Genomic DNA, 17,714 nt, shown 5'->3' with positions numbered 1-17,714 from the left:
AGAAGAATCATACAGCACACGCCGGCGGAATCCGACACGTCACAACCGAGTCAATCCGTCGCAGCAAGATGTGTATACGCCCTAGTGCCTCAAGGGGGGAGATTGAATGTCACGTATCGTTTCGCCAATCGCGAAAGTTGAAAGAGAGGCGCTACCGGCGAAGCTACCGATCTCCCCCCTTGAGGGGGAGATGGCCGGCAGGCCAGAGGGGGGCGCTGTCCCTCCAGCGTTTGAAGGATTTTGTACCTGAAGCGCACGCGCTCCAGCTGGACTCATCCCATCCGCCCGCGCGCCTTGACCGGGAGCGTCTCGATCACCGTCTCGCCTTCGATCAGATGCACCTCGTCGAACAGGTTGGTGACGACGCAGCAATGGTCGGGCACGACGCGTACGCGCTCGCCGATGCGAAGCTCGGCGCCGCCTGACAGAGTGACATTGCCGTGCTCTTCGCTGAGGCTGGTCACCCTTGCGCCTGAAATGCCCAGCAGCTCGCCGAAATCGGCGAGCCCCAGCGTGTCGCTGGACAGGGCCTTGCTGCCGGCGTCGAGGATGGCGCGTGTCGGCGTTGGGTGGCTGACCACCGTCGACAGCACCGTCAGTGCGCAATCGTCGAGGCTGCCGACGCCTTTGGCGACCTGATAGCGGTCGAGATAGATGTAGGTGCCGGGCCGGTATTCGGTAACGACGCTATGCTCGCCGGAACGCCACATATCGGGTGTGCCGCCGCTGGAAATGCGCTCGCAAGCAAGGCCGGCTGCGGCAAGTGCTTGCTGCGCATCGGCGAGCCACGCCTCGGTCTCGGCGGCGCGGCCAGCCCCCGGGTAGGTCATCAAGCCGCCGAAGACGAGCCCCCGGAACTTGTCGATCTCGCTCGCCAGCGCGGCTGCCTCGCCGGCCGACTGCACACCGCAGCGGCCCATGCCGGTGTCGCATTCGACCAGCACCGGCAGGCGGTGGCCGGGATCGGTAAAGGTGGCGGCAAGTCCCATCAGCGTGTCCATGCTGTCCGTTGTCACCGACAGGGTTACGCGGCCGTGCAGCGCCTTGAGGCGCTCCAGCTTGGCCCGCCCGAGGATATTGTAGGGCAGAAAGATGTCGGTCAGTCCGGCGTCGGCCATGACCTCGGCCTCGCCGATCTTCTGGCAGGTGATGCCGACGGCGCCGGCCGCGATCTGCTTCTTTGCCCAGTAGGGCAGTTTGTGGGTCTTGATGTGCGGCCTGAGCTTCAGCCCGTGCCGGTCGGCATGGGCCTGCGCCCGCGCGATATTGGCTTCGGCGCGGCCGGCATCGATCAGGATCGCCGGCGTATCGAGGTCGTCTATGCTGCGCATGGTCTCACCATCGGAAATTGGTTGACCTTATGGCCCTGATCGGACCCCATGTCATGGGGCCAGCGACAGCAGTTTGCATCGACACCGGATGGACGTTCGGCTATTGCAGTTTGAGCAATTCCCAGGAAAAGTGTGAAACGGTTTTCCGTCCGGAATTGCGTCCAAAAAAAAGATAGAGCGGTTCGGCGTTTCCGTGAAACGATGAACCGTTCTAGCGCTCGCAAAGCGACGGGAAGGAACCACGATCATGAAACGCTCCGCCATCAACGACATCATCCGCGACGCCGACGCCTTCATCCGCTCGTTCGGCTACATCATGCCGCCCTTCGCCTACTGGTCGCCGGAAGAGATGAAGGCGCGCCGGCAGGATTCGTCGGCAATCTTCTCGTCGCGGCTTGGCTGGGACATCACCGACTACGGCCAGGAGAAATTCGACGAGCTCGGCCTGTTCCTGTTCACCGTTCGCAACGGCCGCTACGAGGACATGAAGAAGGGCATGGGCATGCTCTATGCCGAAAAGATCATGATCTCGCGCAAGGATCAGCTGTCGCCGATGCACCGCCACAACATCAAGGCCGAGGACATCATCAACCGTGGCGGCGGCAAGCTGGTGCTGGAGCTGTTCATGCATGATCGCGATGGCGGCATCGATCCGAAGGCCGAAGTATCGGTGCCTGTCGACGGAACCATCCACAGGCTGCCCGCGGGCGGGCTGCTGAAGCTCGACCCAGGCCAGAGCGTCACTTTGCTGCCGGGCGTCTGGCACGCCTTCTGGGCCGAGGGCAAGGACGTGCTGATCGGCGAGGTTTCGACCGTCAACGACGATCTCACCGACAACGTCTTCCGCGAGCCAATCGGCCGCTTCGCGGACATCGACGAGGACACAGCACCGCTGCACCTGCTGGTGTCCGATTATGAGAAGTGGGTGGGGTAGGGCAGAAGAGTCGGCAGGATTGTCGAAAAACGACCACGAATTCAATTCGTGCGATTAGCAATTCCACGTAGCCTGCGGACTTCGGCGATCAGGCGAGGGATGTCCTGGCGAGCGGCGGCAATGAAATCCTGGTCGGCAATCGTCGCGCCAGTCATTTCGATGTCTTCACCTCTATCCGGTCCTTGGCCGGTTTGGATGAAATTCGATCCTCCAGAAAAATCCCGGCCCTCGACCCACGATTTCCACGGGCCGGTCTGGGCCGCGGCAACTCGGGCTTCCATCTCTTGAAGTTCAAGCTCGGATAGAGATGTGTTCATGACAGCCTCGCGGAGCGTTGTTACCGTGCGTGCTTGTCGGCCCTGCGGTTGCCCAGCAGCAGCTTGCGCTCGAGATGCGCCCGCAATTCCCCGTAATACGCCGTCAGGAACGCGCGTGCGTCATGGGCTTGGGGTGCCGCGCCGATCTTGCGTCCGATCGTTTCGGCCACCGTCCGCAGGGCGAAATAGTCGTCGCGGCGCAGCACCTCCTCCAGCTTGTGGAGTTCGGCAATCCCGTAGGCATCGAGTTGGGCGTGGCTGAACCGGAAGGCGCCGGCCGCCGGATCCTGCCGTGCCGACAGGTCTTCAAGCAAGGCGCGCTTCGGCGCCTCGACCACCCAGGTCCCCGCCAACAGGTCGCCGATCCGCATGCGGTCTCGATTGAACAGCGGGAACAAGGCAAACAGCAGCGTCCACACCAGTCCGAACACCGTCGTCAGCGTGTCGGCGAGGTCGGTCCCGCTGCGTCCAACGATGATCGACAGCGGCAGGAACACCTCGATCTCGCGCATCAGGTTGCGGGCGATGACCTGGTCGATCGACAGGCCGTCTCCGCTGCGCGACGCGACCCGGATGCCGACGATCCGCTTGCCGGGCGTAGCCGCGCGCCGGCCCGCTTCGAAAACGATGAAGTAGGCGTTGCGCAGAAAGAAGATCAGGATGATCCAGACGACGAAGAGCGGCTGAAATCCCTCGCTGCCAAGGCCTCCCACCCCGAACAGCGCGACGATCGTGATCACGATTGCAGCCACGGCGATGAACACGATGTCGAGCAGGAAGGCGGAGGCCCGCGTGCCGGCGTCGGCCAACTTTATCCGGAGATCGACGCCTTCGGGCGTGATCAGCGGCCGTATAGCCGCGAAGGCGGCGCGTTTAACGATCGCCATGCCGCACCGCCCGGAACAGGTAGAAATAACCGATCCACAGCACCAGCATGCCACCGCCAATGCCGTAGCGCGTGATGTCGCTGGTGATGGTCTGCCTGCCAATGCCCTCGAGCAGCCCGGCAAACAGCAGCATGACTGAGACCCCGACCATGGCGTTCGCGGCGATGCGTCCGGCGCGAGCCGCTGCCGCCATGCGTGTCAATTCGCCGGGAAAGGCGATGCTGGTGCCGATGCGCATGCCCGCCGCGCCGGCCAAAGAGATTGCGAACAATTCGGTGGTGCCGTGGATGGCCAGCCAGCCGCCGAGCTCCATGCCAAGCCCCTTGGACCAGTAGACTTGGAACAACGCCCCGATCATGCAGCCGTTGAACAGCATCAGCAGCACCGTCGGCACTGCGAAGGCGAAGCCAAGGGCGAAGGCCAGGATTGCGACCTGGACGTTGTGCGTGAACAGATAGGCGGCAAAGCCTGAGAGAAAGCCATTGTCGCCATCATAAAGCATGCCTCGCAGCAGTTCGGCCGAGGTGTCGGGGCCGCGGCCTCCTGCCAGGCCGGGCGGGATGATCGCGTCGAACCAGCTCTTGTCGGATGCCACCAGCCAGGCGCCTGCACCAATGCCGATCACCATCAGCGCGACCGACGCCAATGTCTCGCGCCACAGGTCGCGAATGGCTTCGGGCCAGTCATGCAGGAAGAAATCGGCGAGGCGCTGCCGCAGCCCGCGGCGCGCGCCGTAGAGATAGAAATAACCGCGCAGCGACAGCGCTTCGAGATAGCCGACCAGCGCATTATCGAGCGATGTCGCGCGCGCCACCGACAGGGAAGACAGCGCCGATCGATAGAGCAGCGGCAGCGACAGCAGCTCCTCTTCGGAAAGCGTCCGCGGCGCACGCTTCTCGACACGCGCCAGCAACGCCTCGAATGCCTTCCAGTCGGCCTCGCGCTCGCGGCGGAAGCTGGCCAGCGACTGGCGTACCGCGTCGCCGCGCACCGCATTGCTGCGTACCGGCGCCGTCACAGCAAATCCTCCTGCTTGAACTGCAGATAGCGCTCGACCAGCGCCGGACCGAGCCGGCTGTGGTCGGCTTCGATCACATGCGCCCCAAGCAGGCGCAGCCGGCCGATGACGACCTGCCTTTCGCGCAAAAGCCCTCCGGCGACGACCGCGCGGGCAACATCCTCGCCGGAGCGTGGCGGCAGGTCGGCCAGGCCCTCCAGTTCGGTGTCCTTCATCATCATGAACAGCACGAGATGCCGTTCGGTGAGCCGGCCCACGGTGCGCAGCATCAATTCCGCGCTGATCGGATCGACGAAATCGGTGAAGATGATGACCAGCGAGCGGCGGTCGAGCCGCGCCGCCAGCGTCGTCAATGCCAGCGTGAAATTGGTCTCCTCGCTGGAGTAGTCGATCTCGGCGGCCCGTTTCTGGATCATCGCAAAGCTGGCGGGGCCGCGCACCGCGCCGCTCGAAACGCGCGGCCTTGCATCGAAGCCGAACAAGCTGACCATGTCACCGCCCTTCAGCGCGATGAATGCCGACAGCAAGGCGGCCGTCACGGCCCGGTCCACCTTCGGCACACCGTCGACCGGTTCGCACATCAGGCGTCCGCTATCGATGGCCAGCACGATATTGTTGTTCTCCTCGATGCGGAACTCGCGCGCCAAAAGCTTGCCGTGGCGGGCGCTGCGCTTCCAGTCGATCATGCGCCGGCCCATGCCCGGCTGGTAATCCTTGAGCGCGTCGAACTCGCGGCCTTGGCCGGCGCGGCGCTGCGCATGGCCTTCGGCAAGCGCCGCATGTTGCAGCAGCGCGATCGCCTCGCCGCGAGCGCTGCTGACGTCGGGCAGCACCGCAACCTTGCTTTCCACCGGCAGTACGACCTGGTTCCAGACCAGCCCAAATGGCCCGCGCCAGCGCACCCAGAGACGGTCGAAGCTGGCGACGCCGCGCCGCAGCGCCTGGAAGCGGAGATTGAGCGACCCGCCTCCGGCGGTCGGCTGCAACGCGCCGCCGCTGCCGCTCACCGGCGCCAGACGCGCATCATGGCCGACCCGAGCCTCCGCGGCGCGCGGCCCCGAGTGACGGGCGGCGACGTGCACGCTGAACTCGCCGCCGACACCGACCTGCTGCGGCGCATCGATGCTGGCATTCAGCGATGCCCGTCCGCGTCCGGCCGCGGCATCCACCGCCAGGAAGGCAAGCAGCAGGCAACTCCACAGCAACCCCAGATACCAGAACGACGGCAGTGCCAGCGCGACCAGGAAGGCCGGCACCGCGCCGGCCGCAGCTGCCCATACCGCTCGGCCGCTGGGATAGATCAACGTGGTGCTTCCGTCTGGTCGACCAGGTCGGAGACGATCTGCTCGACCAGCCGGCCATCGATCTGGGCGGCAGGCGAAAGGATGACGCGATGACGCAGCGCCGGCACCGCCAGCGCCTTGACGTCGTCGGGGATCACGTAGGCGCGTCCGTCCAGCGCCGCCCGGGCACGCGCCGCGCGCGCCAGCATGGCGCCGGCGCGCGGACTGGCCCCGACCTCCAGATCGGCATTTTCGCGCGTAGCCCGAACCAGCGCCGCTATGTAGCCGACGACATCGTCGACAAGGGTGACGGAGCCGACGACTTCAAGGGCCTCCTGCAGCGTTTCGCGATCCGTCTGCGCCTCGATGCCATATTGCGCGATGTCGTGCGAGGCGGAGCCGCCGCCGTGATGGACGATGATGGCTCGTTCTTCCTCGGGGCCGGGATAGCTGACGCGGTGCTTGAACAGGAAGCGGTCGAGCTGCGCCTCCGGCAGCGGATAGACGCCCTGGTGCTCGATCGGATTCTGGGTCGCGACGACCATGAAATTGCGGCCGAGCGAATGCGTGGTGCCGTCGAAGGTGACCGCATGTTCCTGCATCGCCTCGAGCAGTGCGGCCTGCGTCTTGGGCGGCGTGCGGTTGATTTCGTCGGCAAGCAGGAGATCGCAGAAGATCGGGCCGCGCGTCAGCGTGAACTGCCCGGTCTGGAAGTTGTAGATGTTCGACCCGACGATATCGCCCGGCATCAGGTCCGGCGTGAACTGGATGCGCCCGTAGGCGATCCCCAGCGCCTGGGCGAAGCAGCGCGCCGTCATTGTCTTGGCCGTGCCCGGGGGACCTTCCAGCAGGATATGCCCGCCCGCAAACAAGGCGGTCAGCATCAGGTCGACCGTATCGTGCTGCCCGGTGATCGCCTTGGCCACTTCTTCCCTGATCCGTGTCGCCAGGGCCTTCACATCATCGACGTTCACCGAGCCTCCTTGCCGTCCAGTCATGCAGCCGTTCTGCTGCCTGTTGCATCTGCGTCAGGTTCTTCGCCTCGCCGGCCGCTTGCGAGCGCGTCGTGAAACCGCCGGCTTGCTCCTTATCGCGAGAGTCGAGCCAGTGGTCGAGCGGTTTGCCTTGCAACCCTTGCGGTGCGCCGAGCAGCGCGCCGGCGCGTACCCGCATCAAGGCCGCATAGCGGCCTCCCAGTTCGTCCAGCCGACCGGCACGCCGCATGAGCATCGCCGTCGTATCGACCAGCGCACGCTTGCCGAAGGCAATCGCGCGCTGGTCGATACGCGGCGGGCCGAACCGGCCAAGGCCATGCAGGAACGCCAGCGCCGCAGCGATCAGGATCGTCAGTGTCAGCGCCAGGAATGGCGGCTCGACCAGAAGCTTGGCCAGATCATACTTCCGCCCCGCGCCGTGCAGCGTCAGATCGAACATCACCGGTCCGTCGTCGGGCTGGAGCAAGGCAATCAGCCCGAGCGCGGCTGCTGCCTTTGCGGGATCCTTGAGGGCGGCGTTGTTGATCAGGTCGGGGTCAGTCAGGATATAGAACGGCTTGTCGTCTAGTTCGGTAAGCACAGCCTTGTCATTGCCGGCTGCGATGAGAGGGTACTTGTCGGCCACCCACTGCAATTCTTCGGGTGCGGCAACCATGTTGCCTTCGATGTCGAGTTGCTTTGCCGTGCTCTGGCCGGCACCGATCTTCGCATCGGCGATGCGGCCAAGCCATTCGTTCACCACCGAACCGGGCAATCGCCCGAATTTCATGTTCCAGCCTTCATGCCCCTGCAGCGGCAGGATCTGCCATTTGGGCAGCACGAAGAGCGTGTTCTGGTCCTGGCGAAGATTGAGGATGTGGTCGAGCGCCTCCGGATCGCTGTCAGGCGAGATGGTGACGATCAGCAGTATATCTCTGGCAAGATCGTCTTCGGTCCGCGCCATCAAGGGCGCTTCGCCGGTGAGCCGCAGCCATTCCGCCAGGCCAGCGTAGCCGACGCCGCTTTTCGACAGCGGCGTGGCGCCGCCATTGCCGGGTTGCCGGAAATCGGGAGCATAGGTGGACAGCAGGAAGAAACCGGCTGCCGCAAGGAGGCTGGCGAAAATCCCCCAAAACAGTGTCTTTCGATTGAACGGCTCCTGTGCCTCGACCGCCGGTGCACTCACGTCCAGGCATCCCGGAAGGCGAAACGTTCATAGGCGCCGCGCGCCTGCCGCCAGCCTTCCGCGCCGACCGGCCGGCGCGCGAACAGCGCCGCCTCGACAATGCGGGCGATCTCGGTAAACGCATGGCGTGCCCTTCCCGGCAGGGAAGGGGCATTGGCGATGTCGCGCGCGGTGAGCGACGGGCGCAGGAAGTCCGGTAGCCGGCCGGCAATATCGGCGACGCTGCGCCGAAGCAAAAGGTGAACCGCCTCGTCGTAGTCGCCGCGTGCGGCCAGCGCATCCGCTTGCGACAGCAGGATCTGCGCGGCGTCGGCGTCGGGGCGCCAGGCTTCTTCGTCTTCGACTTCGGGTCGAGCGCGCTGCCACGGCAGCCGCCAGGCGATGCCTTTCACCTCAAGGAAGACCAGAAGCAGGATGATTGCGATGCCCGATATCACCGCCCCCCAGAACAGATAGATCATGTAGGGACCGAGCCACGACAAAAAATCCTGCAGCGGTTTCAGCCACTCGGGCGGCTTCGGCGACACATAGGCCGGCAGGTCGAACTGGATCGACTCATCGGCGATCAGCTGCTTGTGCAGATTGGTCAGCCGTTCGGCTTCCGCTGTGCCTGGCTGTGCCACCGCCACCCGCTCCCCTGCAACCTGTGGTTCCCAGCCGACACTGACAATGCAGCGGAACAATTGCAAGTGGGCTGGACGGCGACCGCCAATCTTGGCAGATTTACCAGCGGGGCCGCCAGCCACATGCGGCGGCGAGGCAGGGGGACGTATCGTGACATCAGTGACACTGGAACGGCCGAACAAATTTCGCATCGGCAGGGTTTTCAACGACAGCTTCGCTGTCATCAGCCGCAATCCGGTGCTTTGCCTCGGATTGGCCATGCTGTTCTCAGGCTTGCCTACGCTTCTTTACCAGCTTTGGATTTGGAAATGGGCGACCAACGTCGAGGCTGGCGTTCCGGAGTTCTCAGTCCAACGAATCACTGCCACGATCGTTGGCGTGTTGGTTTCCATGACACTGTCGGCAATCCTGCAGGCGGCGCTGGTGCGTGCCGCGATCGAGGATCTGAACGGCAAGCGACCATTGATTGGCGATTGCCTCAAGACGGCAATCTCTCTCCTGCTGCCGGTGATAGGCATCGCGGTGCTGGTGAGCCTCGGCGCCGCCGCCGGCGCGATGCTTCTGCTCGTTCCCGGCATCATATTGTGGCTTCGTTGGTCTGTCGCTGTGCCTGTTTTGGTTCAGGAAAGACTGGGGGTCTTCGGCAGCATGAAGCGCAGCCGGGAACTTACCAAAGGAAGCCGCTGGGCTCTGTTCGGATTCTGGATTGTCCTGTTCATAGCTGTGGTGCTGATCCAGGCCGTGCTCAGCCGTGCGATCATGGTCTTTGGCCTAACCACCGGCATATTTCTTGGCGCCCTGGTGACAGCGATCGTATCCATTGTGACGTCGATCGCCCCGGCAGTCAGCTATGTCGAGCTGCGGCAAGTCAAGGAAGGCACCAGCGTCGAAGACTTGGCGGAAATCTTCTCGTAGCGGCAAGGGATTTGCTGCCTTCATCGCGTCAGGATCGGTCTGGACTGGATAGGTAATATCGTGGCGTCAATAACGCTGGACCAGCCCAACACATTTCGTATCGGCAGGGTTTTCGGCGCCAGCTTTGCGGTCATCGGCCGCAATCTCGCGCTCTGCCTCGGGCTTGCCCTGATTTTCTACACCTTGCCCAGATTCGTGTTTGCGCTCTGGTTCTGGAAATCCGTTACGAATATCGAGCATGGCGTTGCGGAATTCTCGGTTCAACGGCTCGTGCTCACGGTCGTTGGCGCGATCGGCTATGTGGTCCTTATGGCTTTCCTGGAGGCGGTGCTGACGCGCGCTGCAATCGAGGATTTGAGCGGCAAGCGGCCGTCGATGCGAGATCGTATGGGGACAGCCTTGGCGCTCCTGCTGCCGGCAATCGGCATTTCGCTGATTGTCAACATCGGCTTCACAGTCGGCCTCGTGCTGCTCATCGTTCCGGGATTGTTGTGGTTGGTTCTCTGGGTTGTAGCGATACCGGTTCTGATACAGGAACGTTTGGGAGTATTCGCGAGTTTGGGCCGTAGCCGCGACCTTTCCAAGGGGAGCCGCTGGCGTCTGCTCGGTCTCTGGTTTCCCCTATTCGTGGCTTCGGTCGCAATCAATTTTGCGTCGGACCGCGTCCTATCTTCCTTAGGCATTACGCTCGGGTTCTTCCTGGACGCCTTGCGGGGCGCAGCCGAGCAAGTCGTATTGTCGATCGCCGCAGCGGTCAGCTATGTCGAATTGCGGCAAGTCAAGGAAGGCACCAGCGTCGAAGACTTGGCGGAAATCTTCTCCTGAGGACGGGTGGAGGCTTTTCACCGACGGCTCGGCTCTCGCGTTGCGCTACTGAGCCGAGCTTGTTCACAAAGCCTGTGTCTGCACCGGCAATGCCGCCGCCAGCCGCTTCGCCCATTCCTCGATGCCGGAGCGGCTCGCGAGCAGGTCCTGCCTGATCTCGATGAGGACCGCGGGAATGCCGCGATCGTCGCCGTGGACGGGTATGGCATAGTCGCCGTCGCGGCTGATCACGTAGGGCTCGTTTGCCGCGGCGTTGAGCCCGCTGTCGGCGCGCAGGCCGGCAAGCACTGCCTGGCCGAAATCGACTGCCCGATCGTAAAGCACGCCGGCGTGCCAGGGCCGCGCAATGCCGAGGAAGACCGGCGTGAAGGAGTGGATCGTCGCGATCCGCGTCGGTCTGCTCTGCTTCGCCCGGTGGTCGAGATGGGCGGCCACGCGGTCATGAAACGGCGCGAACATGACTTCGGCACGCCGGCTTCGTTCCTCCGGATCGAGGCCGACATTGCCGGGGATGTCCGTGTCCTCCGATTGCACCGGAATGCTGCCGCCGGAACCAAGCGGCCGGTTGAGATCGATCAAAAGCCGCGAATAGGAGCTGAGGAAAGCCGGAGCATCGAGCAGCTTCGACAGAGCGCGGGTCACTTCGGCGGCGCCGATATCCCAGGCGATATGGCGCTGCAAATGGCTGCTGCCGAGACCGAGGCATGCATATTCGGCCGGGATGTGATTGGACGCATGCTCGCATATCAGAACGATATCGGAACGCCCCGTTTCGTTGATTGCGTCGACCGCTGGAAGCCAACCTTCCGGTAGGATGGCGCTGGCAAGCGGCTCAGCCATCAATACAGCGTCCGGTAGAGATCGCAGACAGCCACTGGGTCGAGACCGGCGAGGCGCTCGGTCTCATGCCGCTTGAGGCCGACAAAGGTCTCGACGAACACCGGCGCGAACCATGCGGTGACGGTCTTGTCGGCAACGAGTGCGTCGAGTGCCGCAGGCAGCGTTTCCGGCAGCCGCACGAGGCCAAGCTTCTTGCGCTCGGCAACGCTCATCAGCGTCGGGTCGCCCGAGACAAGCGGCGGCGCCGGCAGCTTGGCCTTCAGCCCCTCCAGCCCGGCGCGCACGATCGCCGCCAGCGACAAATAGGGATTGCCGGTGGCGTCGGCTGCCCGGTATTCGATGTTGTACTGCCGCGCCGGATCGCGCCCGCCGATGGTCACCGTCGGGCAGATGCGCAGGCTCGCCTCGCGGTCGCGATCGGCAAGCCAGGTGTAGGACGAGCTCCAGCTATGCGGCCTCAGCCGGTAGTAGGACGACACACTCGCCGCCGTCATGGCGGTGATCGCGGGCAGGTGGCGCAGCACGCCGGCGCAGAACGAAGCGGCACGGCTGGAAAGGCCGCCAGGCTGGGCCGGGTCATAGGTCGCCGGCTTGCCGGCCTCGTCGACGAAACTGAAATGGATGTGGACGCCGTTGCCGACGGCATCCGGCGCGATCTTGGGCGCGAAGCTCGCCCGCCAGCCGGCACATCGCGCGACTTCGCGCGTGATCTCGCGGATGGCGACGGCGCGATCGGCCGCGGCAAGCGCATCGGCCGGCTCGCACGTCACCTCGAACTGGTCGGTGCCGAATTCGGCGATCACCACTTCCGGCGCGACGCCGGCTTCCGCCAGCGCCGCCATCAGATTGGCGGCAAACGGGTCGGCGCGGCGCAGTGCTGCCAACGACATCGAATGAGCCGGCCCAAAGTCGCCCTCGATATGGAATTCATGCTCGAAGGCGGCGATGACGGAAAGCCCGGCCGCTGCCTTCAACTCCGCCAGCGCATCCTTGAGCATGGTCCGCGTACAGCCGACCCACGGGCTGCCGTCGAGTTCGACGATGTTGCCGGCGACCATGTCGAAAGGCGTCGCCGATCCGGTCAGCGCCGTGCGAAACCGCCCGTTGAGATCGGGAATGAGCCGCACATCGCCCGACGAGCCCCACGGATTGGGGTCGACGATCGAGTTGAACGGCGTCAGCGACAGATTGGCCTGCAGCCAGCCGACCCCGGTCGCCGCGATCTTCTGCAGCTTGCTTTCGACGACGGAGCGGCCGCGCGTGATCGCCGAAAGGTCGGTGGTGACGACGGCAACCAGCGGTTCGACGGTCGATGTCATGCAGCTTTTCCCAAGGCTTCGAAACGGCCCGTAACGGTGGCGGTATCAGCGACCCAGCAATAGCCACCGAAGGCTTTTAGCGCGCCGTCATGACGCTCTTGCGAGGCGGCGGCGCAGGCGTCGGATACACAGGTGACGAGGTAGCCGCGATCGGCGGCATCGCGTACCGCCATGTCGACGCACTGGTCGGTCATGATGCCGGCGACGACCAGGTAACGCACGCCGAGGTTTTTCAGGACATAATCGATGTTGGTGGAGTTGAAGACGCCCGACGACGTCTTCGGCAGCATGATCTCGTCGCCGACCGGCGCCAGCGACGGCACCGGCAGTCCCTCCGGCTGGCTCGGCGCGATATGGATCGGCGTCAGCTTGTGGTCGAGCGAGCGGTCGCGGCCGTCTTCGGTCAGGCTCTGGATGATGGTATGGATCACCTCGACGCCGTTGGCCCGCGCCGCCGCCAGAAGGCGCTCCTGGTTGGGGATCGTTTGCGACGCCGTCTGCCGGTAGAAATAGTGATCGGGACCGCGCTCCGGATGCGCCGGATCGGCCCCGGGCTCCAGCCAGACGCGCTGCATGTCGACCAGCAGCAGCGCGGTTTCGCCAGCCCGGAACGGCTCGTTTCGTTTTGGCAGTGATGGCGTCATGCTTGGGGGTCCTGCTTCGCTGATCACGTCTGGCTGATTTAGCTGATTTTGGTCCACGCGTCTGCGTCGCGAACACACTTACTGGGAGTATTCGAAGTCGCTAATTTAAGGTAAGCTTTGTTTTCGGGCGTGGAGACGGGGGTCTCTGTCATGATCGATTGAGCCGAACGCCTACGGCGAAGTGAAGGGCGGATGAAGTGCTTGATAGAGTTCTCTTTTTAGTCATGGGGCGATGTTAAGATGTTAGCCTCCGACCTGACGAAATTTATCGAGCAGGATCATCTGGCTCTGGATGCCTTCGTAAAGGGCGATCCTGAGCCCCTGAAAAACCTCTACTCGCGACAGGACGACGTCATTATTGCCAATCCCTTTGGCCCGCCGGCGAAGGGATGGAGAAAGGCCGCTGAGACGATGGAACGGGCCGCCACCAATTACCGGCACGGCAAGGCCATCGGCTTTGAGCGCATCTCGGAGTATGCGACAGCCGACTTGGGATACATCATCGAGGTCGAGCGGTTCCAGTCCAAGGTCGGTGGTGGCAACAAACTGGTGCCGATTGCGCTTCGAGTCACCACCATATTCCGGCGCGAGGAAGGCGCGTGGAGGATCGTCCTTCGTCATGCCGATCCGATAACCTCGGCACGCCCGTCGACGTCCATTGTCGGGGAGTAGAAGGGTTGCCGGAGAGGTTTTAGGAATTACGGTGACAGTGCACCATTTTTCTTTTCGCCGCCTGCCTCGTTTTCCGGGTTCTCACGGCTTTGCCGATTTGCTCGCCGATACTCTCGGCCCACGGGCGCATTGAAAAACCGCGACATCGGCGACGCGGCAATACTCGATCAGCAGGAACATATAGTCTTCGGACGTGAAAACACTTTGGCTCGCCCGTACGGTGCTGGGGATGCGGCAGACCGGGAACGCGGGCTAGGTGCACCATGCGGCGGAGGCGACATGGTAAAAGTGCACTGTCACCGTAATTCATCCTTAGCGGCCAATTTCCCGCGTCGCATCAACAATCTAGGTCATTTTCGGTTTCGCTTTAGGCAGCGCGGCCAGCAAGAGCTGGTGCTGTTTCTTCTTTCTCCTCGACGTGAGGGCTCACCCATTCGTCGGTTATCACGCGGCTGACCAAGGTGCCCGGCACCGCTTTTCTCAAGGCACGCAGCAAAAAGTATCTAACCCGCTCGGACAGTCAAGAGGTGTGGCAGGCAGGCCATGCGCAGCCAGCCGCAGCGAGCCGCCAAGACGCGCGAAGCACTTCGGCGGTGTAGGACAGCGGCACGCCAGAACGCGCGCAGGCCAGGCGTTGGCTTGACCAATTGTGTTTTGACTATTTGGCTGAACGGGCGCGTAAAATATCAGGTTCGCCCGGTCGGGCAAACTAACTCAGGGAGGATGGTATGAAGATGAATCGACGTAATGCTCTCGCCCTTGGTGCCACCTCGTTGGCGGCCCCGCTATTGGTCGCAAAGCCCATTCCGGTAGCGGCCAAGACCTACGGTCCGACTGATGGCAAAGAGATTTTTCCCGGCGTTCGGCTCGTCGAACTGGGAACACGAGACTCCCATATCAAGGGGTACAAGAAAATTGCCATGGAAGACGTCGTCTACCAGCCAAAGGCAACTAGCCCGCTCGGGGATGTCATGGCCGACGATATGGTCTGCACGGTCACTGAAGGCGAGCTGCAGGTCACGGCCGGAGACATGCAGTTCACGGCCAAGGAGGGTGACGTATGGAGCTGCGGCAAGGGTAGCACGAAGGAGGCTGCTACGAACAACGGAACAGCGGTCGCAGTGATGCGGGTGATTAACCTGAAGGCTGCATAAAGTTACCCACACTCTGGCGACTGCAGACGCTCCAGCCGGCTTCGGCCGGCGGGCTTTTCCGGTGCGCCACGGCCTCGATGACCGGACATTTCTGCCGGCGCGCTGTGGCCAGCGCGGCGGCAGACTGAGGCCTTAGCGCACGGGCGAGCCGCCCTTCAGTGGTGGTGGGCGGAAACGCTCTTGACGTATTCGGACACCAGTTCCCTCGGTGCCGACTGACTGACGTCGCCGACGCTAAGGATGCCGACCATCCGCATATTCTTGTTGATCACCGGCAACCTGCGGATTTTCAGTTCTTCCATGTGCCGTACGGCCTTGGCCAGATCGTCGTCTTCGCGGCAGCAGTGAATGCCGGCCGTCATAACATCGCGCGCCGTTGCGATGCGGCCGTCGAAACCATCTTCTGCCAGTCCGTTGCAGACAATATCACGGTCGGTCACCATTCCGATCAGTCGGTCGTTCTCTCCAATGGGAATCGACCCGATATCCTGGGCTCGCATCATTTTCGCCAGTTCGGTGACAGCGGTTTCGGGGCTGACCCAGTCGACACCCTTATGCATTGCGTCTTTGACTTTCATGGCGGACCTCCCTTGCTGGGTTGGTGAATGTCCCCTGTCCCATTCTAACGCGGACGGGGTTTGGCTGCCAGAGGTCATCATCCAGACCCGCATTTTGCGGTGGTTGTCATGCGGAATTACGGTGACAGTGCACTTTTTACCCATGTCGCTCCCGCCGCATGGTGCACCTTGCCCGCGTTCCCGGTCTGCCGTATCCCCCAGCATCGATAACCGCAACATCGGCGATGCGGCAATATTCGATGAGCGGTCCTTGTGGAACGCATAGTCTTCGGACGTGAAAACACTTTGGCTCGCCTGTACGGTGCTGCGGCAGACCGGGAACGCGGGCAAGGTGCACCATGCGGCGGGGCGAACATGGTAAAAAGTGCACCGTCACCGTAATTCCGGTGCACTATTTTCTTTTCGCCGCCTGGCTCGTTTCCGGGTTTCGCGGCTTTGCCGATTTGTCCGGCGATGCTCTCGGCCCACGGGTGCATCGAAAAACCGCAACATCGGCGACGCGGCAATACTCGATGAGCAGTTCTTGCGGAACATATATTCTTCGGACGTGAAAACACTTTGGCTCGCCCGTACGGCGCTGGGGGTGCGGCAGACCGGGAACGCGGGCAAGGTGCACCATGCTGCTGAGGCGGCGGCATGGCAAAAAGTGCACTGTCACCGTAATTCACTGCCGAAGCAGGAATTGATATAAACCGTGGGAATCGCGAGGCCGCCCTTGCGGGGGTGACGCCGGCGCTGCATCCTGACCAGAAGGCCCGGGGGGACACCGTGAACCTATCGAGCAGCGCAGCGAAAGGGCGAGCCGTCCTGACGCGAACCTGGAACCGAATTCGGTTCTGGTGCAGCTTTCCTTTTGCTCGCCTCGGTTTTTGGCTTCGGGAACGCAAGCGCTACAATGCGATGTTCCCGCGACGCTGGCTGAGTCCTGCCCAGATCATTGACCACGACCTCGAACTTGTAGACGATGATGATGTCGGCAAGCTGGATCGATCGTTGCTGGATTTGCTTGTTGCCAGAAGGGATCATCTTAAGTCGTCAAGTGGGAAATTCACCATTTTAAATATATCACTTTTTACCTTTTTGGTTGCGAACTACTTTCACCTAGGAACCGATGTTAGCGTCTATGGAATTTCTATTAAAAGCTCTCCAGGTGTTGCGGAATCTCTTCTCGCTATATCAAGCACGCTCGGAATATACGCGGCCACCCTCCAGGCCAACATAGCAATCGTCGACGGGGCTATAGCCCACCTTCTCAAGCGGATTTTTCCTCGGGGTATACTCAATGTTATGCAGTCAGCTTTGATTCCAGAGACTGCCATCGGGAAATACTTTCCATCGAATATACCACATCTGGTTTTTACAGGGTTTCATTCGGCTGCTTCCAAATATTTCGTATATTTTTATTTGATGTTGTTGATTGTAATAATAGCATGCGTGTACGCAATAAGTATGCTTCTGATGAAGGAAATATGGATTGCGTCATCTCTTGGAGTTTACAGTAAGATAATCGTTGTCTATGTCTTTATTTGCGGTATTTTTGGCGCAATGTTTCTATTGCTAACCAGGTTTCCTTCTCCATACCGAGATTATTCGGTGCTCCACAAGATGCAAATTGCAGAACAACTATGGCCGGATCAGGCATCGGACCTTCGACAACAGCTTTACGGGGCCAAAATCGAGGACCGGGCCGATTTAGAACGTCGAGGATACATCAAGCCTTACAAGATGCCAGAAGGAGCTTGAATACGATCGGGGCGGCCCCGTCTTGCCACAAGAGCCTGCCTACGATCCGTCACTCCATACCGGAATACGATTGATTCCCAGCCGGCGGATACGAAGGCCGACAGCCTCGCGCTTGGTCGCGGAAAATGGCTCCACTTCCAGCCTGCCGTGATCCTTGCCGTCTTCGCATTTTCATTCGGTAAGCCAGCGAGTCGATGTCCACATCGCCAAAAATCTGGATCAGATCATCGGGGAAATAATTGTAGAGCTCTTGCAGTAGCCGCAGCGGATGCGGACCAGCCGCCTGCCGTCGTTCAAATTGGATAGCGGCTAACAGTGTGGCGTGTCGCGGCACGAAATTGCAGGAAACGAAAAATCCCGATCGCCATAAGTCTCTGATTTGCCTTGTTGGCTGGGGAACCTGGATTCGAACCAGGACTAACGGAGTCAGAGTCCGTGGGTCTACCGTTAACCTATTCCCCAGCAGGCGC

18 protein-coding genes and 1 tRNA gene are annotated in these 17,714 nt (G+C 62.0%); 6 read left to right on the top strand and 13 right to left on the bottom strand.

Going from position 1 to position 17,714, the window contains the following annotated elements; translation table 11 throughout:
- Window positions 1-272: 272 nt before the first annotated feature.
- Window positions 273-1,331: a D-TA family PLP-dependent enzyme gene (locus NKJ20_RS18890; protein WP_352745991.1), complete on the bottom strand. Its 1,059-nt coding sequence runs from the start codon at window positions 1,329-1,331 to the stop codon at window positions 273-275.
- Window positions 1,332-1,578: 247 nt separating this feature from the next.
- On the opposite strand from NKJ20_RS18890, the gene NKJ20_RS18885 reads away from it, so the two are divergent.
- Window positions 1,579-2,265: a D-lyxose/D-mannose family sugar isomerase gene (locus NKJ20_RS18885; protein WP_023674428.1), complete on the top strand. Its 687-nt coding sequence runs from the start codon at window positions 1,579-1,581 to the stop codon at window positions 2,263-2,265.
- Between the two features lie 41 nt (window positions 2,266-2,306).
- On the opposite strand, the gene NKJ20_RS18880 is transcribed toward NKJ20_RS18885, so the two are convergent.
- The 7 genes from NKJ20_RS18880 to NKJ20_RS18850 all read right to left on the bottom strand — a co-directional run bounded on the left by NKJ20_RS18880 (window position 2,307) and on the right by NKJ20_RS18850 (window position 8,553).
- Window positions 2,307-2,582, bottom strand: coding sequence for a hypothetical protein (locus tag NKJ20_RS18880; protein ID WP_352449242.1), 276 nt, complete (start codon window positions 2,580-2,582; stop codon window positions 2,307-2,309).
- Between the two features lie 20 nt (window positions 2,583-2,602).
- On the bottom strand, window positions 2,603-3,391 hold the full coding sequence (locus NKJ20_RS18875) for an RDD family protein (protein WP_352457151.1): 789 nt from the start codon (window positions 3,389-3,391) through the stop codon (window positions 2,603-2,605).
- A 64-nt stretch (window positions 3,392-3,455) separates the two neighbouring features.
- Entirely contained in the window at window positions 3,456-4,487 is a 1,032-nt protein-coding gene (locus tag NKJ20_RS18870; protein WP_352745988.1) for a stage II sporulation protein M, read from the bottom strand.
- Window positions 4,484-5,791, bottom strand: a complete 1,308-nt coding sequence (locus NKJ20_RS18865; RefSeq protein WP_352745987.1) for a DUF58 domain-containing protein — start codon at window positions 5,789-5,791, stop codon at window positions 4,484-4,486. The genes NKJ20_RS18870 and NKJ20_RS18865 overlap by 4 nt, the downstream gene beginning before the upstream one ends.
- Window positions 5,788-6,744, bottom strand: a complete 957-nt coding sequence (locus tag NKJ20_RS18860) for an AAA family ATPase (RefSeq protein ID WP_352449246.1) — start codon at window positions 6,742-6,744, stop codon at window positions 5,788-5,790. The genes NKJ20_RS18865 and NKJ20_RS18860 overlap by 4 nt, the downstream gene beginning before the upstream one ends.
- Window positions 6,731-7,930: a DUF4350 domain-containing protein gene (locus NKJ20_RS18855; protein WP_352745984.1), complete on the bottom strand. Its 1,200-nt coding sequence runs from the start codon at window positions 7,928-7,930 to the stop codon at window positions 6,731-6,733. Before NKJ20_RS18855 ends, NKJ20_RS18860 begins: the two co-directional genes overlap by 14 nt.
- Entirely contained in the window at window positions 7,927-8,553 is a 627-nt protein-coding gene (locus NKJ20_RS18850; RefSeq protein WP_352449248.1) for a DUF4129 domain-containing protein, read from the bottom strand. The genes NKJ20_RS18855 and NKJ20_RS18850 overlap by 4 nt, the downstream gene beginning before the upstream one ends.
- Window positions 8,554-8,599: 46 nt before the next feature.
- Here NKJ20_RS18850 and NKJ20_RS18845 point away from each other — a divergent pair, with 46 nt between their 5' ends.
- Both NKJ20_RS18845 and NKJ20_RS18840 read left to right on the top strand, forming a co-directional pair.
- A complete protein-coding gene (locus NKJ20_RS18845) occupies window positions 8,600-9,469 on the top strand; it encodes a hypothetical protein (protein ID WP_352745981.1) in 870 nt (289 codons plus the stop codon).
- Window positions 9,470-9,664: 195 nt separating this feature from the next.
- Entirely contained in the window at window positions 9,665-10,294 is a 630-nt protein-coding gene (locus NKJ20_RS18840) for a hypothetical protein (RefSeq protein ID WP_352745978.1), read from the top strand.
- Between the two features lie 63 nt (window positions 10,295-10,357).
- On the opposite strand, the gene NKJ20_RS18835 is transcribed toward NKJ20_RS18840, so the two are convergent.
- From NKJ20_RS18835 to NKJ20_RS18825, 3 genes are read right to left on the bottom strand one after another with little or no spacing between them, the layout of a single operon-like run.
- The gene (locus NKJ20_RS18835) at window positions 10,358-11,134 is read right to left on the bottom strand and encodes an N-formylglutamate amidohydrolase (RefSeq protein WP_352745975.1); all 777 of its coding nucleotides are present in this window, start codon (window positions 11,132-11,134) and stop codon (window positions 10,358-10,360) included.
- Complete coding sequence (locus tag NKJ20_RS18830; RefSeq protein WP_352745973.1) at window positions 11,134-12,453, bottom strand: type I glutamate--ammonia ligase; 1,320 nt, start codon at window positions 12,451-12,453, stop codon at window positions 11,134-11,136. Before NKJ20_RS18830 ends, NKJ20_RS18835 begins: the two co-directional genes overlap by 1 nt.
- Complete coding sequence (locus NKJ20_RS18825) at window positions 12,450-13,097, bottom strand: cysteine hydrolase family protein (protein WP_352745971.1); 648 nt, start codon at window positions 13,095-13,097, stop codon at window positions 12,450-12,452. The genes NKJ20_RS18830 and NKJ20_RS18825 overlap by 4 nt, the downstream gene beginning before the upstream one ends.
- 240 nt (window positions 13,098-13,337) lie before the next feature.
- On the opposite strand from NKJ20_RS18825, the gene NKJ20_RS18820 reads away from it, so the two are divergent.
- Both NKJ20_RS18820 and NKJ20_RS18815 read left to right on the top strand, forming a co-directional pair.
- Window positions 13,338-13,769 (top strand): YybH family protein, encoded by a 432-nt coding sequence (locus NKJ20_RS18820; RefSeq protein ID WP_352745968.1) that lies wholly within the window; start codon window positions 13,338-13,340, stop codon window positions 13,767-13,769.
- 728 nt (window positions 13,770-14,497) lie between these two features.
- Window positions 14,498-14,923 carry a hypothetical protein gene (locus tag NKJ20_RS18815; protein WP_023674443.1) on the top strand — a complete coding sequence of 142 codons (426 nt, stop codon included), beginning with the start codon at window positions 14,498-14,500 and terminating at the stop codon, window positions 14,921-14,923.
- A 155-nt stretch (window positions 14,924-15,078) separates the two neighbouring features.
- Here the strand turns inward: NKJ20_RS18815 and NKJ20_RS18810 are convergent, their stop codons facing one another.
- Window positions 15,079-15,501 carry a CBS domain-containing protein gene (locus tag NKJ20_RS18810; RefSeq protein WP_023674444.1) on the bottom strand — a complete coding sequence of 141 codons (423 nt, stop codon included), beginning with the start codon at window positions 15,499-15,501 and terminating at the stop codon, window positions 15,079-15,081.
- A 768-nt stretch (window positions 15,502-16,269) separates the two neighbouring features.
- Here NKJ20_RS18810 and NKJ20_RS18805 point away from each other — a divergent pair.
- Window positions 16,270-17,244 carry a hypothetical protein gene (locus NKJ20_RS18805; RefSeq protein WP_352449259.1) on the top strand — a complete coding sequence of 325 codons (975 nt, stop codon included), beginning with the start codon at window positions 16,270-16,272 and terminating at the stop codon, window positions 17,242-17,244.
- Between the two features lie 388 nt (window positions 17,245-17,632).
- Here the strand turns inward: NKJ20_RS18805 and NKJ20_RS18800 are convergent.
- A tRNA-Gln gene (locus NKJ20_RS18800) sits at window positions 17,633-17,706 on the bottom strand.
- Window positions 17,707-17,714: the final 8 nt, after the last annotated feature.

Origin of the sequence: Mesorhizobium sp. M0185, assembly GCF_040322175.1 — a bacterium.
Classification (GTDB): Bacteria; Pseudomonadota; Alphaproteobacteria; order Rhizobiales; family Rhizobiaceae; genus Mesorhizobium.
The sequence above is the reverse complement of the archived record's forward strand: the minus strand, read 5'-3'. Positions and strand labels throughout refer to the sequence as shown.